Source organism: Exiguobacterium sp. s102 (genome assembly GCF_018618635.1).
GTDB classification, from domain to species: Bacteria; Bacillota; Bacilli; order Exiguobacteriales; family Exiguobacteriaceae; genus Exiguobacterium_A; species Exiguobacterium_A oxidotolerans.
Map to the genome: position 1 here is coordinate 197,662 of NZ_JACSML010000003.1, position 24,373 is coordinate 222,034.

A 24,373-nucleotide genomic window follows, 5' to 3' on the forward strand; every position below is an offset into this window, starting at 1 on the left:
GTTGTTCAGTTTTATATCCAAATGGTACTACACAATATATTGATGGTTTTTTCAATCTTACTAAGAATAGATGAATTCTAGTAAGGAAGTCAATGCTATGTCCGCGAGATTCAGCTAAAGTTCAGCTAGAACGTTTTTGCTCTCCAGTCTACTCTCTCCGCTTAATTTTACCAGTATAGTAAACAGCGTACTAATTCCTTATTCGGAAACTCCACTCCGCAATCGTTCATATATCTTTAAATTCGTATGAATCATCCGTAACGTCGGGTACACCGCTGGCTCCGCTCCTTCTATTAAACTGCCAAACAGATGGTCTGCTTCGACCATGCCTTGTTTTTCCATGTCCCGTTGTAACGACGACTTCATATCCGGTGCCATTTGGTGAATCCGTTTTTCCTGCTCCTGTTCGATATGTTGCACGAACGTTGCCCCTTGACTTTCCATGGCTTGTTTTGCTTCTTGTAAGACATTCCGGATGACACGATCCCCGGCTGCGTCGTCGCGAATCGGACCGATCGGTGCCCGAAATAGCGAAGTCACTCCGGAAAAAGTCGTAATGAAGAGATACTTTTGCCACATATCTTGCATGATGTGGTCTGATGCTTTAATCGATGCTTTCGTCCCTGCAAGTGCTTCCTTCACCTCAAACAAGCGATCCGTCCAGTCCCCTGTTCTTGGACCAAACACGAGTTGATGGGCAGGACTCGTCTGAATGACGCGTCCATTCGTGTCAAGCGTCGATTCAATGAAGCATAAGCCTCCGAGGACACGCGTCTCGCCAAATTTAGCGACGAGTTGTTCGATATGCCGCATCCCGTTCAAGACAGGTAACACATATGTATCAGGTCCGACGAACCCTTCGAGATCCCCGATGACATGCTCCAGGTGGTACGCTTTCGTCGACACGATGACTAGGTCAAACGTCTCTTTTGTTCCAACTTGGATTAAACGCGGCGTCAACGACACGTCTCCGTGCGGACTGTCAATCTCAAGACCTGTTCGCTCTAACTCCTTTGCCCGACGCTCACGGACAAGAAACGTCACGTCTTCCCCTTTTTCTGCTAGGCGTCCCCCGAAGTACCCTCCGACAGCTCCTGCACCTACGACTAAAATCTTCATCATATATCCTCCTTTGTCTTAAAGATCAACATGTTTTTCTCAGAAAATTGTTTTCTACATCCTATCATACTGAAGGTAATGCGAATGTAAACCAAACGAAATAAAGCGTTTTCATTAAAGCGCTTGCATTTTATATTCAGTCGTTTATACTACTTGTATACAAGTATACTCATAAAACAAAGCAGGTGATTTTTATGTCTGATTTTTTATACCCGATTAAATGGTTATCGAAAGCATCAACTGGAGATCGTGTCGCCCACGAACTCCGGATGCGTATCATTTCCGGAAAGATTGAGCAAGGGACCGTCCTTTCTGAAAATAAATTAGCGACGGATTTTTCCGTCAGTCGCTCGCCCGTTCGCGACGCTCTAAAAGTTCTCGCTGCTGAACGGATCATCCGGCTTGAGCGGATGGGTGCCGTCGTCGTTGGTTTGTCGGAAAAAGACATCCGCGAGATTTATGACGTCCGCCTGTTAATCGAAACGTTCGTCTTCGAACGAATCGTCCGGATGGACCGTCAAGAACTCGTCCGTGAACTGAGCAAGATTCTTGAGATGATGAAAGTCGCGATCAAGTTTAATGATGCCGACGAATTTTCGTATCAAGATGTTTTGTTCCACGAGACGATCATCCGGTCGATTGATCACAGTTATGTCAGCATGATTTGGCAAAACTTAAAACCGGTCATGGAAAGCTTCATCCTTTTATCGATGCGGACTCGCTTCGAAGGACAGATGGAGGATTTCGACCGGATCATCGCCAACCACGCACTTTATATCGAAGCCATCGAAACAGGAGACCGTGAACGGATGGTCACGTCTCTCCACCAGAATTTCGACGATGTCCAAGAAGTCGAAGATTTATGGCAATCGCAACAGATGATGACGAAAGGAGTCGAACCACATGACTGAATACATGCTAGGAATCGATATCGGGACGACGAGCACGAAAGCTGTCCTCTTTACGACAAAAGGAGAAGTTGTCGGCCAGACGAACGTCGGCTATCCGCTCCACACGCCAAACCGCTCGACTGCTGAACAGGATCCGGAAGAAATTTTCCACGCCGCTCTTGAAACAATCCGTCTGCTGACGAAGCAGTATCCGGACCAAAAACCGAAATTCGTCGCTTTCAGTAGTGCGATGCACAGCTTGATTGCCATCGACGAGGACGACCAGCCTTTGACTGCCTGCATCACCTGGGCGGACAGTCGGAGCGAAGCCTGGTCGAACCGGATTAAGGAAGAGTACGGAAATGATGTCTACCACCGGACCGGTACACCGATTCACCCGATGTCCCCTCTCGCGAAAATCTTTTGGCTCGTCGAAGACCGGCCGGAGATTGCCGAGCGGACGAAAAAATACATCGGAATCAAGGAATTCGTCTTCCAGCGTCTGTTCGGACGTTACGTGATTGATCATTCGCTCGCATCGGCGACAGGATTGTTCAATATCCACGACATGAAGTGGGACTCGAAAGCCTTAGAGATCGCCGGCATCGATGCTTCAAAATTGTCGGAACCTGTCTCGACGACGACACAGTATTCGGACATTAATCCTGAATATGCAAAACAAATCGGACTTGATCCGGCAACACCTTTCATGATCGGTGCCAGTGACGGGGTCCTGTCAAACCTCGGTGTCAACGCCATCCGTAAGGGCGAGATTGCCATCACGATCGGGACGAGCGGTGCGATCCGGACTATCATTGACCGGCCGCAGACGGACGAAAAGGGACGGACATTCTGTTACGCACTGACTGAAAAGCACTGGGTCATCGGTGGTCCGGTCAACAATGGCGGGATGGTCTTACGCTGGATTCGTGATGAGCTCGCATCGGCTGAAGTCGAAACAGCGAAACGACTCGGGATTGATCCGTATGCGGTGTTGACGAAAATCGCTGAACGGGTCCGTCCGGGTTCAGACGGACTGTTGTTCCATCCGTATCTATCGGGCGAACGGGCACCTCTTTGGAATCCGGACGTCAGTGGCTCATTCTTCGGATTGACGTTGTCACATAAAAAAGAACATATGATTCGTGCCGCGTTAGAAGGTGTCATCTACAACCTGTACACTGTCTTCCTGGCATTGATTGAATGTATGGATGGTCCTGTCACACGGATTCAAGCAACCGGGGGGTTCGCGCGATCTGAAGTGTGGCGTCAGATGATGGCCGACATCTTTGAGTCGGAAGTCGTCATTCCAGAAAGTTTTGAAAGTTCATGTCTCGGGGCTTGTATTCTCGGATTGTATGCGACTGGGGAAGTCGATTCATTCGAAGTAGCTGCTGAGATGATTGGGGAAACACATCGTCATGTACCGAATGAAGAAGCGATGCACGAATACCGTCAATTGCTACCGATCTTCATCAGCTTGGCACGGACGCTTTCAGCCGACCATCGGCGGATCGCAGAGTATCAACGTAGCTTGATTCAGCAAGAAAACTAATTTATCTTTTGGGGGAAGTCACATGCCGTTAGTCATCGTTGCCATTGGGATCATCACATTACTCGTTTTAATCATGGGGTTGAAATTAAACACGTTTGTTTCATTAATCATCGTCTCGTTCGTCGTCGCTATACTACTTGGAATGCCGCTCGACCAAATCGTCACGACGATTGAAGCCGGTCTCGGCGGAACACTCGGTCACCTTGCGCTGATCTTCGGACTCGGTGCAATGCTCGGGAAATTAATTGCTGACGCCGGTGGTGCACAGCGGATCGCGATGACACTCGTCGCGAAATTCGGGGAAAAGAACATTCAATGGGCAGTCGTCGTCGCTTCATTCATCATCGGGATCGCGTTATTCTTCGAAGTCGGACTTGTTCTATTAATTCCAATCGTCTTTGCGATTTCACGTCAGCTTCGCGTCTCGATTCTCTATCTCGGGATTCCGATGGTCGCAGCACTTTCTGTTACACACGGCTTTTTACCACCTCACCCCGGTCCAACTGTCATCGCGGGTGAATACGGGGCAGATTTAGGGCAAGTCTTACTTTACGGTTTCTTAGTCGCTGTTCCGACGGTCATCATCGCCGGACCGCTCTTTACGAAAGTCGCAAAACGTCTTGTGCCGGAATCATTCAAAAAAACAGGTAACATCGCCTCACTCGGCGAACAAAAAGAATTTGATTTAAGTGAAACACCTGGATTCGGAATCAGTGTGTTCACAGCAATGCTACCTGTACTCTTAATGTCGATCGCCACGATTTTGACATTGCTACAAAAAACGCTCGGCTGGGACGGCAATGCGGTTCTTTCTGCCATCCAGTTCATCGGGAATGCTTCCACAGCAATGTTGATTTCGTTACTCGTCGCAGTCTATACGATGGGACTTGCACGTAATATCCCAATCAAGACCGTCATGGATTCATGTACGACAGCGATCACACAAATCGGAATGATGTTACTCATCATCGGTGGTGGCGGTGCCTTCAAACAAGTCTTAATCGATGGAGGCGTCGGTAAATATGTCGCTGAACTCTTTGCTGACACAACACTTTCACCGATTTTACTCGCGTGGTTGATTGCCGCGATCTTACGGATTTCACTCGGTTCGGCGACGGTCGCTTCACTGACGACAGCTGGACTCGTCATCCCGCTCCTCGGTCAATCAGACGTCAACCTCGCCCTCGTCGTGCTTGCGACTGGTGCTGGTAGCTTAATCGCTTCGCACGTCAACGATGCCGGGTTCTGGATGTTCAAAGAATACTTTGGTTTAACTATGAAAGAAACTTTCGCGACGTGGACGCTGCTTGAGACAATCATTTCCGTCTTCGGACTTGGATTCGTCCTCCTCCTCAGTCTCGTCGTCTAAAAAAAGGAGTCGTTACACTATGCTAAATTCAATCGGAGTCATCGGCCTTGGTGTCATGGGACGCAACATCGCCATGAACATGGCGAGCCATGATGAAAACGTCGCTATCTATAACTACACGCCAGACTTAACGGAACAACTCGTCGCGAACCGCGAAGGGTTACCGCTTCATCCGTACTATGACGTCGAAGCCTTCGTCCGCTCACTCGAGCGTCCACGCAAGATTTTCGTCATGGTCACGGCGGGAAGTGCCATCGATTCCGTCATCGGTTCGCTTATCCCGCACCTTGAGACGGGCGATATCATCATGGACGGTGGGAACTCCCACTTCCTCGATACGGAACGTCGCTTTGATCAACTAAACGAGCATGGCATCGAGTACATCGGTGTCGGTGTCTCGGGTGGTGAAGTCGGAGCCCGGACCGGTCCTGCCATCATGCCGGGCGGAACAAAAGAAGCGTACGATCAAGTTGCGCCGATTTTGACAAAAATTGCAGCACAAGTGAACGGCGACCCATGTTGTGTCTACATCGGACCTAAAGGGGCCGGACACTTCGTCAAGATGGTCCATAACGGAATCGAGTACGCTGACATGCAGTTGATTGCAGAAGCTTACAGCTTCCTCCGTGTCCGTCTCGGACTCGATGTCGAAGAAATTGCGGACATCTTCTCCTCATGGAACGACGGCGAGTTAAAAAGTTATCTGATTGAAATCACGGCTGAGATTTTACGGAAAAAAGATGACGAGACGGGTCTTCCCTTGATCGACGTCATTCTCGATCAAGCCGGTCAAAAAGGAACAGGCAAATGGACGAGCTTGCAGTCCATTGATAATGGGATCGCTTCCTCTATCATTACGGAGGCACTCTTCGCCCGTTATCTCTCTGCCGTCAAAGAAGAACGTGTCGCTGCCGCCTCTGTCCTCGGTGGACCGGAAGCCCGTGCAGCGCTCGACAAAGACGTTTGGATCGAACGCATCCGCCAAGCACTCTACATGGGTAAAATCGCTGCTTACGCACAAGGCTTCACCCAGTACCGGACTTCATCCGAACTGTATGACTGGAACTTACGTCTTGAAGAGATTGCCTTGATTTTCCGTGGCGGTTGTATCATCCGCGCCGAGTTCCTCAATGTCATCAGCGAGGCTTTTGCAACGGACGCATCACTCGACAACTTAATGCTCGCACCGTACTTCGCAGACAAGGTACAGGCGTATCAAACGTCGCTCCGCCAAGTCGTCGCAGAAGGTGCGCTCACAGGTCTTGCGTCACCGTGTCTCAGCACGTCACTGACGTATTACGACAGTTACCGGACAGCGAATTCAAATGCCAACATCCTGCAAGCACAACGTGATTATTTCGGAGCCCATACGTATGCCCGGACCGATCGCGAAGGAATGTTCCATACTGAATGGCAATGACTTATACAGCTCCATCTCCCTGTTTCATTCAGGGAGATAGAGCTCTTTTTTTGTTCACAATTCATTTCTTGAAATAAGAATTTACAGGTTAAACCTTGACAAAAGAGACGCTTTATATGAAATTAGTATTAGATTAGAATTATTCTAGTGTGATAAGTACAGTTATTCTTAACGACTAGAACAGATTCTTAAATAGAACCCAACAGGAGGATTTTTATCATGTCTTTAATCGGAAGTGAAGTAAAACCATTTAGTGCATCAGCATTCCACAACGGAGAGTTCGTCGATCTTACAGACGCTAACCTTCGTGGAAAATGGAGTGTCGTTTGTTTCTACCCAGCAGACTTTACATTCGTTTGCCCGACTGAGCTCGAAGATCTTCAAAACCAATACGCAGCACTCAAAGCGCTTGACGTTGAAGTGTACTCCGTTTCAACAGATACGCACTTTACACATAAAGCTTGGCACGAAACTTCAGAAACAATCGGTAAAATCGAGTACGTCATGATTGGTGACCCGTCACACGTCATCTCACGTAACTTCGAAGTCTTAAACGAACAAGATGGACTTGCTGATCGCGGAACGTTCATCATCGATCCGGACGGCGTCATCCAGACTGTTGAAATCAACGCGGGTGGAATCGGCCGTGATGCAAGTACACTCGTCAACAAAATCAAAGCAGCACAATACGTGCGCAACAACCCAGGTGAAGTTTGCCCGGCGAAATGGGAAGAGGGTTCTGCAACACTCACACCTAGCCTTGACCTCGTAGGGAAAATTTAAGGAGCGGATTTGAGATGGCTTTAGCAGCAGATATTAAAGCACAACTCGCTCAATACCTCGATTTGTTAGAAGGAGACATCGTCCTCGCCGTCAGCGCCGGGACGGACTCCGTCTCACTCGAGATGAGCGAACTCGTCGAAGAAATCGCGAGTATGTCACCACGCATCAGCATCGAACAGGCGACGCTCGCCCGGACACCGAGCTTCAGCGTCAACCGCGCTGGTGAAGTAAGTGGAATTACGTTCGCCGGGATTCCGCTCGGTCACGAGTTCACGTCACTCGTCTTGGCTTTGCTCCAAGTCAGTGGTCGTGCGCCGAAGATCGATGCGCCTGTCATCGAACAAATTAAAGGCATCAAAGAGACGTATCACTTCGAGTCGTACATCAGCCTCAGCTGTCACAACTGCCCGGATGTCGTCCAAGCCTTGAACGTCATGAGCGTCCTCAACCCGAACATCAGTCACACGATGATTGACGGTGGAGCGTTCAAAGAAGAAGTCGAGCAAAAAGAAATCATGGCTGTCCCGACGGTCTTCGTCAACGGCGAAGCATTCGGGAACGGACGGATGTCACTCGAAGAGATTCTTGCGAAGCTCGGTACGGGTACAGATGCAGCCGATTTCGCTAACAAAGATCCGTACGACGTCCTCGTCGTCGGTGGCGGTCCTGCCGGTTCAAGTGCCGCGATTTACGCAGCACGTAAAGGCATCCGGACCGGGATTGTCGCAGAACGTTTCGGCGGACAAGTCATGGATACGATGAGCATCGAAAACTTCATCAGCATGAAGTACACGGAAGGTCCGAAACTCGTCGCGAGTCTTGAAGAACACGTCAAGGAGTATGGCATCGATGTCATGAACCTGCAACGGGCAACACGTCTCGAGAAAAAAGACCTCGTTGAGCTGGAACTTGAGAATGGTGCGGTCCTCAAAACGAAAACGTTGATTTTGTCGACAGGTGCACGCTGGCGTAACGTCGGTGTCCCAGGCGAACTTGAGTTCAAGAACAAAGGTGTCGCGTACTGCCCACATTGTGATGGTCCACTCTTCGAAGGAAAACGCGTTGCGGTCATCGGCGGCGGTAATTCCGGTGTTGAAGCGGCAATCGACCTCGCAGGTCTCGTCAAACACGTCACGGTCCTTGAGTTCGCACCTGAACTGAAGGCAGATGCAGTTTTACAACAACGTCTCGCAAGTCTTCCGAACGTCACGGTCGTCGCAAACGCCCAGACGAAGGAAATCACGGGGACGGATAAAGTAAACGGCATCACCTATGTCGAGCGTGAAACAGGCGTTGAACAACACGTTGAGCTGGAAGGCGTCTTCGTCCAAATCGGTCTCGTGCCGAACACGGACTGGCTCGGTGATACGGTGGAACGCAACAAATTCGGTGAAATCCTCGTCGACCGTCATGGTGCGACGAATGTCCCTGGTGTGTTCGCAGCAGGTGACTGTACCGACAGTGTGTATAAACAAATCATCATCTCGATGGGCTCAGGCGCGACAGCTGCACTTGGTGCCTTCGATCATATGATTCGCAATTAATCGTTTAAACGTCTTGCTTCGGCAAGGCGTTTTTTTAATTTAAATACTATGTTTTCATCGATGTACGATTCTTATTTCCATTGCTTTCCTCGGGCATTGCTCCTTGCCTAGCGGACAATGAGTAGGGTCTCGCCTACCTCTGGCAAGTCGCGTTAATAACGCACTTCAGACTGTAGACAAAGTGATATCGGGAGATCAAGCGTCTTTTTTTCATTGCTTTCCTCGGGCGAGGCGCAAGCCGTTGCTCCTTGGTCCTAGCGGACAATGAGCAGGGAGGGTCTTGCCTGCCTCTGAAAGTGCGTTAAAAACGCACTTTTCCCCGCAGGAGTCAACGAAACGTGACACTTTTTAGGTAATACCGTGAGGGAAATCCAGGCATGCAGACGGCTTAGAGCGCAATCCGTCTCGAATCGCTTTTAAAGCGAAAAGCAATCGATCGCGACCCTGCAGCTTTGCTGTAGCGGCGTGACCGATTGCCGCTTTGAAGACGAGGCGAGACAGGGGAGCGCGAACAGATTGCCTCTCGTTATCGCATGTTCACGCTTCATAAGCGTTTGTCTACACGCTGAGTGCGTTAATAACGCACTGTTCCCGTAGGAATCAATGGAAAATAAATCTTTTCCGAGACCATTTGGCTGAAGCACTATGTGAAACACAGATCTTTTAACGCGTATCCTGAATGGTATTGCTCCAACGCGAAAAACAAGCAGAAGCGAATTTGAACGAATACATACGCCGTCTTCCCTCTTCAGTATAAAAAGCAACGGTTCAACTGACCCCTATAAATTGTTCGATATTGACACTTTTAGCTAGTCCAGTATTTTGATAGATTTAAGCTATTCAAAATCTATCATAAAGAAGGTCTGACTCATGCAAAACGCAACACCGTATTCAAGCACTCGTACCCGGCAACTCGTCATCACGTCGATGTCGATTGCACTTGTTTTTGTCGCAACATTCTTTATTAATATTAAATTGCCAATCGCAGCGAACGGCGGACTTGTCCATATGGGGACGGCCATGTTGTTCATTATCGCCCTCTTGTTCGGACCGCGAACTGCCATGATCGCCGGAGCAGTCGGAATGGGACTCTTCGATATCGTATCAGGCTGGACACTTTGGGCTCCGTTCTCGTTCGTCGGACGTGGTCTGCAAGGTTTCGTTGTCGGTTATATTGCCTGGACATATGGTCGTAAAGCAACGAATGTCAGCGTCAACGTACTCGCAATGATTGCTTCTGTTCCATTTATGCTTGGCGTTTACTATATCTGTGAAGGGATTCTTTATAGTAACTGGATCGCTCCTGTTGCTTCAATCCCAGGTAACCTCGTTCAAAACGTCGTCGGAATCCTCGTTGCGATTCCGGTCAGCGCAGCTTTAAAGAAAACAGCATTTTTCCGCCAGCGCGGATAATCCATATGAAAAGCCCTGTCTCCTAACGATTAGGAAACAGGGCTTTTCATTTTGTCGTTTTTAATGAATCGGTTGTGCGGCTGTTAGTTTAAGTGTTTCGGTTGTTTCCGCATGGATTTCGTCAAACAGATCCGGGTGCGCAACAAGCGATGTTCCGTATGACGGAATCATCTCCTTGATTTTAGCTGTCCAACCGTCGATTTGATTCGGGAAACATTTTTCGAGCACTTCGAGCATGACCGGTACAGCGGTCGAAGCTCCCGGTGACGCACCGAGTAAGGCCGCAACGGACCCATCCGCCGCACTGACGACTTCCGTTCCGAACTGGAGCGTCCCTTTTCCTTGTGGTGTATCTTTGATGACCTGAACGCGTTGTCCCGCGACGACGACATCCCAGTCTTCAGTTTTTGCGTTCGGAATGAATTCACGTAGCTCGTTCATCCGTTGTTCTGTCGAAAGCAGCACTTGTTCAATCAAATATTTCGTTAAGCCCATTTCTTTTGCTCCGGCAGCAAGCATCGTCAAGACATTGTTCGGTTTGACGGACGCGAGCAAATCGAGATTCGAACCGGTCTTAAGGAATTTCGGTGAGAACCCGGCAAACGGTCCGAATAACAGTGATTTCTGCCCGTCGATGTATCGTGTATCCAAATGCGGGACCGACATCGGAGGTGCTCCGACTTTCGCTTTCCCGTACACTTTTGCATGGTGCCGTTCCGCGATGTCCGGATTTTTACAGACGAGGAACAGACCGCTGACCGGGAATCCGCCGATTTGTTTTGATTCGGGAATCCCTGTTTTTTGGAGCAATGGCAGACTGCCGCCACCGCCGCCGATAAAGAGGAACTTCGCCGTATGATGTTCAATCCGGTTGTCCTGTTCGTTTTTGACTTTGACTTCCCAGCCGCCGTCGACTCGTTTCAAGTCTTCGACGCCGTGCCCATAATTGATTTCAACGCCCTGTCCTGCGAGGTGCGTGAATAAAATCCGTGTCAGCGCACCGAAGTTGACGTCTGTCCCCGAATCAATTTTTGTTGCAGCGATCGGTTCCGGTGACGTCCGCCCTTCCATGATGAGCGGAATCCATTGCTTCAGCTGCTCCGGATCATCGGAAAATTCCATCCCTTTAAAGAGTGGATTCGCTGATAGCGCTTCCAATCGTTTTTTCAGAAACTCGACGTTTTCCGCTCCTTCGACCATACTCATATGCGGAATCGGCATAATGAATTCTTCTGGATTCGGTAAGACGTTTTCTTTGACGAGATGCGACCAAAACTGGCGTGACAGTTGGAATTGTTCATTTACTTTCACGGCCTTACTGATATCGATCGTTCCGTCTGCATTCTCTGTCGTATAGTTGAGCTCACATAACGCGGCATGACCCGTGCCCGCATTGTTCCACTCATTCGAACTTTCTTCCCCTGCGTTCGGTAACTTCTCGAACACTTTAATTGTCATGTCAGGCGCGAGCTCTTTTAATAAGACCCCTAGCGTCGCACTCATGACTCCTGCACCAATCAATATTACGTCTGTTTGTTTAGGCATACTGCTCATGATATCCTTCCTATCCCCGTTGATATTATGGACCTGCCATGAAAAATAGAGCGCTCTCATGACGACAACTTACCTTTCCATTATAACCCTATCACAGGTCGTTCATATATTAAAATATTGGGTGTTTCCGACTTAAAATAGATGCACTTCCCTGAATCGCACGCGCACATCCTGAGACATACTTTCAGAGAAAGCGGATATATACTCTAGTAGAAGAAAAAGGGGGAATGATTCATGGCGACACGCTGGATTTTTGGCAATCAGCTGAACCACACGTTACCGCTTCTGCAGGAAGCGGATCCGAAACACGATGTCATCCTGATGGTCGAAGCAACGTCCCGCTCGACCTGGAAAATGTACCACAAACAAAAACTGGTGCTGATTTTTTCAGCGATGCGTCATTTCGCAGACGAACTCCGGAATAAAGGGTTTACGGTCGATTACCAGGAAGCGGATTCGTTTGACGAAGCATGGAAGCAGCACCAGCAACAATACAAACCGACGCACCTGCTCTATACAGCCATCACAGACGAACCGATGCGCCGTGCTATGAAAAAATTCCAGGAAAGTCTTCCGAAGACAATCACCGTCGATGTCTGTTCCGACGTTCCGCTCTTTTTGCTGACACAGGACGAAGCCGTCGCCATGCTCGGGGACAAACCGTGGAAGATGGACCGGTTCTATCGTCAACTCCGAAAAGACCGCCTCCTGTTAATGAACGGAACCAAACCGCTCGGTGGAAAATGGTCGTTTGACGCCGATAACCGAAAACCGGCGAAGGACGGCGTCGATTTTAAAGCACCGATCCGGTTCCGGCCGGATCAGATTACGCGTGACGTCATCAACAAAGTCGAGACGACGTTTGCCGATCATCCGGGGCAGCTCGATACGTTCCACTGGCCGGTCACACGACAGGAAGCACAGCGGGCACTCGCCCGTTTCATCGACGAACGGCTTGAGACATTCGGAACCTATCAGGACGCGATGCTGACAGGAAAGGATACGTTATCACACTCTCTCCTTTCCTCGTCGATCAATATCGGGTTGCTGTCACCGGACGAAGTCATCAAAGCCGTTGCCGCAGCGCTCGAAGAACAGGAGGCGCCGCTCAATGCCGTCGAAGGATTCATCCGCCAGATTCTCGGGTGGCGTGAGTACATGCGGGCCGTCTATCTGAGTGAGATGCCCGGTTATGAACAGGTCAATGTCCTCAAACACAACCGTGAGTTGCCGGACTTCTTCTGGGACGGTCAGACGACGATGACCTGCGTCGCCGAGTCGCTCCGACCTGTCATCGAAACGGCGCACAATCACCATATCCAGCGGCTGATGGTGCTCGGAAACTTTGCCAATCTGTTTGAGATTTCGCCGCAACAAACGGCGGACTGGTTTAATGAAATGTACATCGACGCCTATGACTGGGTTGTCCTTCCGAATGTACTCGGCATGGCCTTGCATGCCGACGGTGGTCTCCTCTCGACGAAACCGTACATCGCGTCGGCGAACTACATCCATAAGATGAGCGACTACTGCGGGAACTGTCCCTTTAATCAGAAAGATGCCCTAAGTGACGAGGCCTGTCCGTTCAATGCCTTGTACTGGGACTTCATCGCAAGGCACGAGGAACGGTTCTCCGGCAATCAACGGATGACGATGATGTACCGGCAGTGGGCCAAGCGGGACAAGGCGGATCAGCAGGCCGTCCGTAAAAAAGCGACGGCATTGAAGAAACAGTTGGCGGACGGACAGTTTCATCGCTGAGTCTGCCACTGCGACAGACTCGACAAAGACCCGACTCCCTGTCTTCTTCGGCAGGCAATCGGGTCTTTGTCTTTCAGCTCAGGAGCGCGGGTGAAAAAAAGTGAGCGCGCCTTTCGTCAGACGCTGCTCTGTTTTTTTCATCACGCACTGTGCCGTTCTGCTTTTTGATGTTTTTTCGTCCGCAACCGATACAGGACAAACAATCCGATAAACCAAACCGGTGTCAGGAGTAAGGCCGGACGGGTTTCATCCGCGACGAGCATGACGACGAGGATCAGTCCGAACAATCCGAGGACGAGGTAGTTGACGAGCGGTGTCCACGGTGCCTTGAACGTTGACGCCGCATGCAGTTCCGGTTGTGTTTTCTTATATTTCAAGTGACAGACGAGAATCACACCCCAGACCCAGATGAAACAGATCGCACTGATTGTCGTGACGATGCTGAAGGCTTGTCCCGGGATCAATTTACTGAGTAACGCTCCGCCCGATACGACGAGTGTCGAGACAAACAAAGCGTTCGCCGGGACATGGTTTTTGTTGAGCTTCGAAAAATTAGCCGGTGCCTGTTTTTGATTTCCGAGATTATAGAGAATCCGGCTTGTCGAGAACATTCCGCTGTTACAGGCTGAGGCAGCAGACGTCAAGACAACGAAGTTGATGACGCCGGCAGCAAGCGGGATTCCAATCAAGCTGAACGTTTTAACGAACGGACTTTCCGTCGCATTTAGTCCCGTCCACGGATTGATCATCAGGAGAACCAGTAACGCCCCGACGTAAAAGAAGAGAATCCGTAACGGAATCTTATTGATCGCGGACGGAATGTTCTTTTTCGGATCCGCTGTTTCCGCTGCTGAGACCCCGATTAATTCAACTCCGACATAGGCGAAGACGACCATCTGGAACGACAACAGGAAGCCGGTCACACCGTTCGGGAACATTCCGCCGTGTTGCCACAAATTACTGACGGTTACAGGACCTGAATCGGTTTGGAAACCGATGATCAGTAAGACGATCCCGACACCAATCAAACCTAAAATCGTAATGACCTTAATCAAAGCGAACCAAAATTCAAGTTCCCCAAACAGTTTGACCGTCAGTAAATTAAAGCCGAGTAAAATCAGGAGCGAGATCACAGCCGGAATCCACTGCGGAATATCGAACCAGTATTTCACGTACACGCCGACGGCAATGACGTCCGCCATCGCCGTCATGATCCAGCAGAACCAATACGTCCAGCCGGTCACGAACGCGGCACGTGGACCGAGATAATCTTCTGCGATGTCCGTTAATGATCCGTATCCGGCTTTCGACAATAACAATTCTCCCAGTGCCCGCATGACGAAGAAAATCGCAATCCCGACGAGTAAATACGCAAAGACGATCGATGGTCCCGCGAGTTGAATCGCTTTCCCAGATCCTAAAAACAATCCTGTCCCAATCGTTCCACCAATCGCAATCAACTGGACGTGCCGATTCGATAAATCCCTTTTCAATCCTTCTTGTTGTTCCAAACCTGAACTCCTCCTTGAATGCTTTCTCTAGTTCCCCCGGTCGGACTGTTCTGTCAGTCCAACAAAAAAAAGAGACTGGACGGGTGTCCAATCTCAAAAAAATCATCAGAATAGCAAATAATCATCCCTTGACTGGCGACGCCAATTCAAAGAATCAAGATTTAGTACTCTTCTGTCCTTTTGCCTGAGATTGTGAACCCTTCGGCGCCGCATCCTGCGGTCTCTCCAGAAGCTGCTCCTGCCATAGTGTGACCCATGACAATCATAGCTTTCTCTTTTATTCGGTTGCTGAGGTGACATAATCACCTGAATTGTTTTTAATACTAGTAATCTTATGATTGTTTGTCAACCGTTTTATAAAATCTTTCATTTCTTCTTTCATAGACTGAAACAGGAATCGATGTTGATTTTCTAGAAGAAGGAAATCACTACAGTCGAATTAGGAGGATTATCATGAAAAAAATTTACTTGATTCGCCACTGCGAAGCATCCGGACAAGAACCGGACGCTCCGTTGACGGAGAACGGCCATAGACAAGCTAAAGAATTGGTTTCCTTTTTTGAATCCCGTCCCGTCGACCGTATCTTATCGAGTCCTTTTCGCCGAGCAATTGAATCAATCGAAGCTGTTGCTTTTCAGACAAATTGTTCCATCGAAATCCAAGATGACTTGCGTGAACGCGTTCTAAGTCGTCAACCACTGACCGATTGGCAGGAGCATCTCCAAAGAACGTTTACCGACTTTGATTACGCATGTCCCGGTGGAGAAACGAGCGCAGAAGCGACGCGGCGAATCCAAGACGTCCTGAATGACGTTTGGTCTCACTCTGCTGAGACGAGTGTTCTTGTCACACATGGCAATCTGCTTGCACTATACCTCCACTCACTCGATGCCTCTTTTGGTTTTGAACAAGGACAACAACTTCGCAATCCCGATGTATTTCTCGTGACAGAAGTTGACGATGCTCTCGTTTTCGACCAGTTAGATCTCTTCTGATTCCACTGATTGGTTGTACCGACCGTAACGTTCGAGTTCAAAAACGGTTTTCTCGAAATCGAGTAAGCCGTTTTCGATACGTATACCGAACTGAACGGCTCACTCGTCAATCTGCTTGTCTCCGGTGCCGGAATCATCGGAACTTTGTTGGTCTGAAAATCGGCAGTCGCAGAACACCGCGAAAACCGATTCTCCTGACCAGCGGACTCATCATGATTGGCAGTTTCATCGTTACGGTTGCGTTCGGCAACATCTCGCCACTCGTTTCGTACATCTTTGCCTTCATTTCCGGTTTTGCGATGTACATCCAGTATCCGATTTTCATGAACTTGGCACACGAGATGAAAGGGATGACACCGCAAAAAATCACCGTCCTCTTCGGTCTGTTTTGGGCAATCGCTTATGCGCCGCAGACGATTTTCACCATCATTTGGAGCTATTCCCTCGGTCATATGGGCTATACCGTCTCGATGGTCGTCTTTTTCGTCAGCTGTTCGACTTATCTGCTGTTCAGCTTTTTCCTACCTGAAACAAAACCGAAGCAGACGCAACCCGCTTCCAAAAAAACGGCGTAACATTGCAAAAACCCATCGTGTTTCCTGACGAAAATACGATGGGTTTTTAGTTACAATAACGCGTATGATGTGATGTTGCCGCGTTGTTTACGTAACGCAAACAGCATCGGAATTAAACCTTCATGATACGGAATGAACGTCCCTGCTTGAATCCGGGCGATGATTTCCTCCTCCGTCGCCCAGGCGACAGCTTGCACTTCTTCCTGTTGTAAGACGAGTGTCGACAAATCGATATCTGCCTCAATTAAGTAAACATCATCGAACCCTTCATCAAAATGCGACGTCAAATGCGGGCGCATGCCCTCAAAATCATAGCGCAGGCCAATCTCTTCAAACAGCTCCCGTGCTGCCGCCTGCTGGCTCGTGTCTCCCGCGACCGCACTTCCCCCGACGGTCAAGTCCCACAAGTTGGACCAGCCTTCTTTGAAAGGTTGCCGTTGCTGAATCAACATTTCGCCGCTTGAGTTAAACAGACAGACGTGCACGACTAGATGATAATCGCCGCCTTGTAACTTCTTTCCCCGTGTCCATGTCCGTCCTGTTTTCTCGCGGTCCGCGGTATAGATATCCCATTGTTCCATTTACTTCTTCCCCCCTGCCCAATTGTCCGCAAACAGCGTCGAGACCGTTTTGTCTGCTTTCGCCCGGTCGAGTCCGAGCACGACACTTAAAAAGAGTGTCTCCGCCGTCTCGTCGAACAGTGTCAATTCATACTGTTTGATGAGGCGAACCCACCGTCTTTTGCCTTGACCGATTTTGTTTCCTTGATACGTGACACTAAACGTCATCGTCGCCCAGTTGATGTCGATCTGCAGGTCCCGGCTGTCAATCCGGTAATCCGCAAACATCAAAAACCCGGTTTTTTGAATGGTCGCAACGACACGCCCGTCCACTTCCACAAGGATATGCGGCAGCATGCTGAACGTCTGTTTCGTCACGCGGCCGACCTCGGCAGCTTCTTGTACGAGTTGCCAATTTTTCTGCATTTGCAACAACTGCCCGGTCACTTCATGCGTGACGTGTCCGGCTTCATCTTCAATCGTAAAACGACGGTTCAAATCCATCGTCTGGTTCATCAAAAGTGCTTTCATCGGTTCCTCCCTGGGTTCGGTTTATGAACTAGCCTCTTCGTCCTCTTTGACACAGTCAATTGCGACGACCAGCGCGATCAACACCTTCTCGACATCAGGATCAAAGACTTGAATCTCGTAACTGTCACCAAACGTGAACCATTTTTTCTCGACGCTTCCGACGACTTCACCATGACGTTTGATTTGAAAATCCATGTCCCACCAATCGCCGTCGATTTCTAAATCTGCCGCGTCAATCGTGTAACGGTCTTTAAAGAATGTAAATGATTTTTCGATCGTCAGTGTTTCGCCATCGACCTCAACAAAAAACTTCGGCAACAGGCTGAATACTTTCTTCGTGATGGTGGCGACTTCTTCCCCGTCGACGCTCGAAATCGAAAAGGTCTTCGGAATTTGCATGAAGCTCCCTTCGATGAGATAGACATCCTGTTCCTGCTGATCTTGAATCGAAAAACGCCCCCGTAAACTAAATACTTTCTGTTTCATGTAAAGTGTGTGCATGGCTCTTCATCCTTTCGAAATTCAGAAGTTTTATTATTCTACGCACCACACTAGTATTTAGTTTCAACACAATACGAATATTTCACATAGTTAGTTAGGTTTGTTAGCGTCTCGTGAGTGGTATCGGATTAAGACTACAGTTCGCTTAGGAGGTCCACTCATGCCCATCCATACCGTCATCTTGATTACCTTACTTCTGCTCGTTGCGCTCGTCTTCATCGTCCCGCTTATTGTCGTTCTCTACTTATGGGTGACCGATTCACGTCAAAAAGAACATGCCGTCCTCCGAAATTTTCCCGTCCTCGGTAAAATGCGTTATATCTTAGAAAAGATGGGTCCGGAACTTCGGCAATACCTGTTCTTGAACAACAATGAAGGAAAACCATTTTCCCGAAACGATTACAAATCAGCCGTCATCGCCGGTAAATACAATTCACGGATTCTCGGTTTTGGATCAGAACGTGACTTCGATGAAGCCGGTTTTTATATCCAGAATGCCCTCTTTCCGACGAACCGCGATGAACTCCGGGTCGCGAACGATAACAAAGTTCCAACCTACTTATATGAACTCGATCAAGATAATTTATTCACCCGGAAAGAACATCTCGTCGAAAAACAAGTCGCGCCCTTTTTATTACAGGACGACGACGCCCCCATCATCGGTGAAGCGACGTGCCGCCAGCCGTTTCAAGTCCGCGGACTGATTGGACAATCGGCGATGAGCTTCGGTGCACTTGGAGACCGAGCGATCACTGCGCTGTCGATTGGCCTCGGACGCGCTCAAGGCGCCTGGATGAACACAGGCGAAGGCGGTCTGTCCGACCATCATTTAAAAGGCGACGTCGATATCATTTGCCAAATCGGTCCCGGACTGTTTGGCGTCCGGACGGAAGACGGTGACTTTTCATTCGAAGAATTTGAACAGAAAAGTCAAATTCCCCAAGTCAAAGCATTCGAATTAAAACTTGCCCAAGGTGCAAAAACGCGTGGTGGTCACCTCGAAGGTGAAAAGGTCACACCGGAGATCGCCAAAGTCCGGAAAGTCAAAGCCGGTGTCGGCATCGATAGCCCGAACCGCTTTAATGAGTTCAAGACGAACGCCGAGATGCTAACGTTCGTCGAGAAGTTACGCGACATCGGTGGGAAGCCGGTCGGTATCAAAATCGTCGTCGGGAAAGTCGATGACATCAAAGATCTTGTCGCCTATATGGCGGAGTCCGGCAAACACCCTGATTTCATTACGATTGACGGCGGCGAAGGCGGGACCGGGGCGTCGTTCCAGGAGCTCGCCGACGCGGCGGGTCTTCCGATCAAATCGGCGCTCCCCTATGTCCATCAACTCCTCGTGGCATACGGGATTCGTGACCGGATCAAACTGTTTGCGTCCGGTAAGTTGATCAGTGCCGATAAGATTGCCGTCGCCTTAGGGCTCGGTGCTGATTTCGTCAACATCGCCCGCGGCCTGATGTTCAACGTCGGTTGCATTCAGGCGCAAGTCTGTCACACAAACCATTGTCCGGTCGGTGTCGCGACGACGGATCCGAAACTGCAAAAGGCCCTCATCGTCGACGAGAAGAGCTTCCGGGTGACGAACTACATCATCTCGCTTCGGGAAGGGCTCTATAATTTGACAGCAGCGGCCGGACTTGAAAGCCCGACGCAGCTGACGGCAGAACACATCATCTACAAGGATCAAAATGGTCATGTCACGAAAGCAACGGCGCTGAACTACAATCCATTGAAATGATTGACGTGTGCAAGCAGCTGACTCCTACGATCTGTGGAGTCAGCTGCTTGCACTTTTTCTGCAATACGCTTAAAGTATATAGTTGATGAAATTTTAATTGAACAAAACGAATTACCTTAAGGAAAGGGTTTTATATACGATGAAAAACAACTTTTGGCAGGACCTGCCACGACCATTTTTTGTACTTGCACCAATGGAAGATGTCACCGACGTCGTCTTCCGTCACGTCGTCGCGAAAGCAGCGCGGCCGGATGTCTTCTTCACTGAATTTACGAACACCGAGAGTTACTGTCATCCGAAAGGCAAACAGAGTGTCCGCGGACGCCTCGAGTTCACGGAAGATGAACAGCCGATGGTTGCCCACATTTGGGGCGACAAGCCGGAATATTTCCGTGAGATGAGTATCGGGATGGCGGAAATGGGCTTTAAAGGCATCGATATCAACATGGGTTGCCCGGTCCAGAACGTCGCCGTCAACGGAAAAGGATCAGGCTTGATCAACCGTCCCGACGTTGCGGCCGAACTGATTCAAGCAGCGAAAGCCGGCGGTCTGCCGGTCAGCGTCAAGACGCGTCTCGGCTATTCGAAAATCGAGGAGTGGCACGACTGGTTACGCCACATTCTCGAGCAGGACATCGCCAATCTGTCGATTCACCTGCGGACGCGTAAAGAAATGAGTGCCGTCCCGGCGCACTTCGAACTGATTCCGGAAATCAAGAAACTCCGCGATGAAATCGCGCCGCAAACGCTCCTGACGATCAACGGAGACATCAACGACCGGCAGCACGGTCTGGAACTCGTCGAGCAGTACGGTGTCGACGGTGTCATGATCGGTCGCGGGATTTTCCATAACCCGTTTGCGTTCGAAGTCGAAAAGAAAGAGCACTCGAGCGAAGAGTTACTAGGCTTGTTACGTCTGCAACTCGACCTGCATGATCAGTATTCAGCGGAATTCGAACCCCGTCTGTTCAAACCGCTCCGTCGGTTCTTTAAGATTTATGTCCGCGGTTTCCGCGGGGCGAGCGAATTGCGCGCCCGTTTGATGGAAACGAATTCAACGGACGACGTCCGGGCGCTGCTCGACGAATTCGTCGAACAGGAAGGCATTCACGCCGTCAATTCGTTTTCGATTTAATGTAATCATGTGAAAGAGCAAGGCCACGCGCCTTGCTCTTTTTGTCGTCAGTTCGCTACCGCTTCCAGTCGAATCTTTAAACAGGTGAATTCAAATGGTGTGTCGCAGGTCACCCGTTCAAGCCGCCGCTTTCCGACACGCCGGTCGAGCAAGGCAAAGCCGCGGATAAAGGCATGGGGATGCGTCAACGCTTCTTCAATTGATAGTGTCGGGTACAACAGAAAATCCTGTTGGACGGCATAATTGGCATGCCATCCCTCTTGTTCCAACTCCCGTTCGATTTGCTGGTCTAATTCACTTGATGCCTTATACCAGTCTGATTGAAAGATTTCCAACGTAATCTGTTCCGGCTTTTCCGGCAAGCGGTTCTTCACCAACGCATAACGACGATCTGACTCTAATGTAAAACGTAAATCTTCGGCCTTAAAAAAGGGTTTTCCATCCAGTGTCATCCAGACTCGAGCTTCGCCGTCATGAAAATGACGATCGACTGTTGCATAGAGATTTATACGTGTCTGAAGCGATGGTGCGACAAACGACAACATCTGTTTTTTTATTTTTGAGAATTGCATCGGGTCCTCCTTTTACACACATCAAACACCAGGCAGCAACTGACTGCCTGGTGTTTAGTTTACCCGTTCTTCATATCGAACGACTCCGTCAACGTGAAAGTAATTTGCTTCACATCAAGACCCCCGAGCGTAAAGTAGAGCTTGAAGTAATTATGCGGATTAAAGACGAAAACGTCTTTCGTTTGCGTCACCCATTCGCCGTTCGTCCCGTTGAATGTAAAGGTCGCGACCGGCATATTGTTCGCAAACAGCGTCACCGGCATCTGCGCCAGCTCACCGGCAAACGAACGTACTTCTAGCGAAACATGATACATACCTGTCTCTTCTGCAGTCACAGCAAAAACATGACTGTTCCCAGTTGACGTAACAAGTTCATCGAAGACCAGTGGCACACCACTGATGAGTGGTTGATGCGTCATGGCTTGTTCGTTTGTATCCATTGTTTCTTCTGGTAATCCTATCACTTCAACTGTCGCTTCTTGACCAAGCGCCCGTTCCATGACCGGTGAGCGGAGAATGAAGCGGCAAATGTTTGCTGCACTCCGGAGTAGCTCCGCCCGTGTCAATGTGCTGTCAGTGATTGATGTTAATGTATCATCCTCAAACGGATTGGCACCCGATTCACCGACGACCATGTATAAATCGTTTTGCGAACGGACCATCGCTGCCGTTTGTTGACGGTTCGCGTCCGTTCCTTCAGCATTGATCTTCGCCCACCAGTCGGTCATGACGACACCTTCAAAGCCCCACTCGTCACGCAGAATCCGGGTGTTCTGATCATAGAGTCCAGCTGTCCAAAGGCCATTGACGGCACCATACGTCGTCATAATCGCATAGGCTTGCCCGCGTTTGACAGCATGCTCAAATCCTTTGAGATAAATCTCCCGTAAGGCCCGTTCCGAGACAATCGAATTGAGATCATGGCGATGGAATTCCTGGTTGTTGGCGCTTAAATGTTTAAGTGTTCCCGTCACGCCGACCCGGTGCATCCCGTCCAGTTCAGCGACCGCCATCATCCCCGTCAGGTGCGGATCTTCCGAGAAGTACTCGAAGTTTCGGCCGTTGAGCGGATGACGGTGAATGTTCATGCCCGGTCCGAGCAAGGTATCGACGCCGTTTTTCCGAAGTTCAAGACCTGTCATCTCAAATAAGTCAGCCACGAGCTCGACGTTAAAGGTCGAGGCGACAAGCGTCCCGTTCGGAAGTGAAAAGGCTTTTGTTCCGATATCCATCCGGATGCCGGACGGACCGTCGGCACAGCAGGCTGCCGGGATCCCGAACGCCGTCAGCCGGTCGGTCACGCCGCCAAACGCCGCCGCTGTTCCCGGTGTGACACGCGGTGAATTCATCCCTTCACCGCGGACGATCGCGGCGAGATCCTCATCCGTCAACTGATCGAGGAACATGTCGAGTGATGTCTTGCCTTCAGAGACGTCCTGCCATGTCAGTCCTTGATCGTCCGAATAGGTCCGCTCTGCCGGACGTTCCGCTAAGCGGCGGGCTTCCGGATCAACCGTCCGCAATGGTGTCGCTTCGTACGACACGTCGTAACCGGTCTCCGTCTGTTGCGGCTTCAAGCGGTCGAATGCCGTGACCGGTGCCATGTTTTCGCTTAACGTCTCGATCACCTGTAACTGCCCAACCGTTTGCGTCGCCACGTGCGTCGCCTTCCGGACGTCTGTTCCGACGTACAGATGATATACACCTGCTTCAATCACGTAAGAAGACTTATGTCCGGTCAGACCGGAGTCATCATAGCTCGCATATTCCATCAGCGGAGCCGTTAACGTCAGTGTTTCACTTTGACCCGCCTCAAGGAGTTGGGTCTTCGCAAACGCAACAAGTCCACGGGCCGGATTGCCGAGCTTCCCTTGTGGTTTCTCAAGATAGACTTGGACGACTTCTTTTCCGCTGTGCTCTCCTGTATTCGTGACGGTGACGGTTAACGTCACCTGTTGCTCCGTCATATCGATCGTATCCGTCGCGACGTCAAACGTCGTATACGATAAGCCGAATCCGAACGGATAGAGAACGTCGTCTTTCGCAAACGTCTCGAAGTAACGGTACCCGACATAGATATCTTCTTTGTAAATCGCCCGGTCTTCGTGACCGAAGTACGGTGTCGACGGATAGGCGTCAAGTGAACGGGTAATCGTATCCGGCAGTTTCCCGGATGGTGTGACTGCGCCCGTCAACAGATTGACTAAGGCATTGCCGCCTTCCATCCCGCCTTGCCATCCGTACAAAATCGCACTCGGATTGAAATCGACTGCCCACTGCATATCGATGACGTTCCCGACGTTCAGTAAAACAACCGTCTTCGGGAAGGTCTGCGAGACTTTTTCGATCAACGTCAACTCGACGTCCGTCAGCAGATAACTGCCCGGGTCCGCCGTGTTATCCCGGTCTTCACCGGCTGTCCGGCCGATCATGACGATGGCGACATCTGACTGTTCCGCTGCGGCTGCGACCAACTCATCGCTAACCGGCATTTCTTCCTGTGACCATGTTTCTGCCGCCCAACCTTCCCCTTTATCAAACGGGTGATCTTCGAGCCATGCTTCATAGACGTCGAGTAACGACTGGTTCAGTGTCAAATCCGGATGACGTTGCAGGGCTTCGAGCGGACTGACTACGTATGAGACGTTGACCATTCCACCTGATCCTGTTCCACTTTTATAATAATTGAACTGATTGCGTCCAAAAACAGAAATCGTTGTCCCGGTAGCAAGTGGTAACGTCTGATTATCATTTTTTAACAGGACCGCGCCTTCTGCGGCCGTCTTTCGTGCAAGTGCTGTATAAGCGTCCCAATCTAGCGTGTATGTCGTCATCTG

The 24,373-nt window shown here is 49.9% G+C and carries 20 protein-coding genes and 1 riboswitch; of the genes, 12 read left to right on the plus strand and 8 right to left on the minus strand.

Annotated features, from left to right (window positions below; genetic code table 11):
* Positions 1-198 precede the first annotated feature (198 nt).
* Positions 199-1,119: a ketopantoate reductase family protein gene (locus KNQ02_RS10745; protein WP_088838263.1), complete on the minus strand. Its 921-nt coding sequence runs from the start codon at positions 1,117-1,119 to the stop codon at positions 199-201.
* A gap of 194 nt (positions 1,120-1,313) precedes the next feature.
* On the opposite strand from KNQ02_RS10745, the gene KNQ02_RS10750 reads away from it, so the two are divergent.
* From KNQ02_RS10750 to KNQ02_RS10780, 7 genes are all read left to right on the plus strand, one after another.
* Entirely contained in the window at positions 1,314-2,030 is a 717-nt protein-coding gene (locus tag KNQ02_RS10750; protein ID WP_088838264.1) for a GntR family transcriptional regulator, read from the plus strand.
* Positions 2,023-3,564, plus strand: coding sequence for a gluconokinase (gntK, locus tag KNQ02_RS10755; RefSeq protein WP_214808483.1), 1,542 nt, complete (start codon positions 2,023-2,025; stop codon positions 3,562-3,564). The genes KNQ02_RS10750 and gntK overlap by 8 nt, the downstream gene beginning before the upstream one ends.
* Before the next feature lie 22 nt (positions 3,565-3,586).
* Entirely contained in the window at positions 3,587-4,933 is a 1,347-nt protein-coding gene (locus KNQ02_RS10760) for a GntP family permease (RefSeq protein WP_029332123.1), read from the plus strand.
* 19 nt (positions 4,934-4,952) lie between these two features.
* Complete coding sequence (gene gnd / locus KNQ02_RS10765; RefSeq protein ID WP_214770262.1) at positions 4,953-6,353, plus strand: decarboxylating NADP(+)-dependent phosphogluconate dehydrogenase; 1,401 nt, start codon at positions 4,953-4,955, stop codon at positions 6,351-6,353.
* A gap of 219 nt (positions 6,354-6,572) precedes the next feature.
* Positions 6,573-7,136 carry an alkyl hydroperoxide reductase subunit C gene (gene ahpC, locus KNQ02_RS10770; RefSeq protein ID WP_028105377.1) on the plus strand — a complete coding sequence of 188 codons (564 nt, stop codon included), beginning with the start codon at positions 6,573-6,575 and terminating at the stop codon, positions 7,134-7,136.
* 14 nt (positions 7,137-7,150) lie between these two features.
* Entirely contained in the window at positions 7,151-8,680 is a 1,530-nt protein-coding gene (gene ahpF, locus KNQ02_RS10775; protein ID WP_214808486.1) for an alkyl hydroperoxide reductase subunit F, read from the plus strand.
* An 870-nt stretch (positions 8,681-9,550) separates the two neighbouring features.
* Positions 9,551-10,093, plus strand: coding sequence for an ECF transporter S component (locus KNQ02_RS10780; RefSeq protein ID WP_029332126.1), 543 nt, complete (start codon positions 9,551-9,553; stop codon positions 10,091-10,093).
* 60 nt (positions 10,094-10,153) lie between these two features.
* Here KNQ02_RS10780 and KNQ02_RS10785 read toward each other — a convergent pair whose 3' ends face one another.
* Entirely contained in the window at positions 10,154-11,647 is a 1,494-nt protein-coding gene (locus KNQ02_RS10785; protein WP_214770267.1) for a malate:quinone oxidoreductase, read from the minus strand.
* Between the two features lie 234 nt (positions 11,648-11,881).
* On the opposite strand from KNQ02_RS10785, the gene KNQ02_RS10790 reads away from it, so the two are divergent.
* On the plus strand, positions 11,882-13,408 hold the full coding sequence (locus tag KNQ02_RS10790) for a cryptochrome/photolyase family protein (protein ID WP_214808489.1): 1,527 nt from the start codon (positions 11,882-11,884) through the stop codon (positions 13,406-13,408).
* A 140-nt stretch (positions 13,409-13,548) separates the two neighbouring features.
* Here KNQ02_RS10790 and KNQ02_RS10795 read toward each other — a convergent pair whose 3' ends face one another.
* Positions 13,549-14,919: an amino acid permease gene (locus KNQ02_RS10795; protein WP_214808493.1), complete on the minus strand. Its 1,371-nt coding sequence runs from the start codon at positions 14,917-14,919 to the stop codon at positions 13,549-13,551.
* Between the two features lie 162 nt (positions 14,920-15,081).
* Positions 15,082-15,158, minus strand: a riboswitch (glycine riboswitch).
* A 214-nt stretch (positions 15,159-15,372) separates the two neighbouring features.
* Here KNQ02_RS10795 and KNQ02_RS10800 point away from each other — a divergent pair.
* Both KNQ02_RS10800 and KNQ02_RS10805 read left to right on the plus strand, forming a co-directional pair.
* Complete coding sequence (locus KNQ02_RS10800; RefSeq protein ID WP_214802368.1) at positions 15,373-15,915, plus strand: histidine phosphatase family protein; 543 nt, start codon at positions 15,373-15,375, stop codon at positions 15,913-15,915.
* A gap of 212 nt (positions 15,916-16,127) precedes the next feature.
* Positions 16,128-16,490, plus strand: coding sequence for a hypothetical protein (locus KNQ02_RS10805; RefSeq protein ID WP_214808496.1), 363 nt, complete (start codon positions 16,128-16,130; stop codon positions 16,488-16,490).
* Positions 16,491-16,540: 50 nt separating this feature from the next.
* Here the strand turns inward: KNQ02_RS10805 and KNQ02_RS10810 are convergent, their stop codons facing one another.
* From KNQ02_RS10810 to KNQ02_RS10820, 3 genes are read right to left on the minus strand one after another with little or no spacing between them, the layout of a single operon-like run.
* Positions 16,541-17,071 (minus strand): NUDIX hydrolase, encoded by a 531-nt coding sequence (locus tag KNQ02_RS10810; protein WP_214808499.1) that lies wholly within the window; start codon positions 17,069-17,071, stop codon positions 16,541-16,543.
* Entirely contained in the window at positions 17,072-17,581 is a 510-nt protein-coding gene (locus KNQ02_RS10815; RefSeq protein ID WP_214770283.1) for an LURP-one-related/scramblase family protein, read from the minus strand.
* Between the two features lie 21 nt (positions 17,582-17,602).
* Complete coding sequence (locus tag KNQ02_RS10820) at positions 17,603-18,082, minus strand: LURP-one-related/scramblase family protein (protein ID WP_214766261.1); 480 nt, start codon at positions 18,080-18,082, stop codon at positions 17,603-17,605.
* Positions 18,083-18,242: 160 nt separating this feature from the next.
* Between KNQ02_RS10820 and KNQ02_RS10825 the strand changes: the two genes are divergently transcribed.
* Together KNQ02_RS10825 and KNQ02_RS10830 are read left to right on the plus strand one after the other, a co-directional pair.
* Complete coding sequence (locus KNQ02_RS10825) at positions 18,243-19,829, plus strand: FMN-binding glutamate synthase family protein (RefSeq protein WP_214808502.1); 1,587 nt, start codon at positions 18,243-18,245, stop codon at positions 19,827-19,829.
* Positions 19,830-19,968: 139 nt separating this feature from the next.
* On the plus strand, positions 19,969-20,964 hold the full coding sequence (locus KNQ02_RS10830) for a tRNA dihydrouridine synthase (protein WP_214766257.1): 996 nt from the start codon (positions 19,969-19,971) through the stop codon (positions 20,962-20,964).
* Positions 20,965-21,011: 47 nt separating this feature from the next.
* Here the strand turns inward: KNQ02_RS10830 and KNQ02_RS10835 are convergent, their stop codons facing one another.
* Together KNQ02_RS10835 and KNQ02_RS10840 are read right to left on the minus strand one after the other, a co-directional pair.
* Positions 21,012-21,536 (minus strand): SF0329 family protein, encoded by a 525-nt coding sequence (locus KNQ02_RS10835; RefSeq protein ID WP_088838281.1) that lies wholly within the window; start codon positions 21,534-21,536, stop codon positions 21,012-21,014.
* A gap of 59 nt (positions 21,537-21,595) precedes the next feature.
* Positions 21,596-24,370, minus strand: coding sequence for a glycoside hydrolase family 3 protein (locus tag KNQ02_RS10840; RefSeq protein ID WP_214808505.1), 2,775 nt, complete (start codon positions 24,368-24,370; stop codon positions 21,596-21,598).
* Positions 24,371-24,373 lie beyond the last annotated feature (3 nt).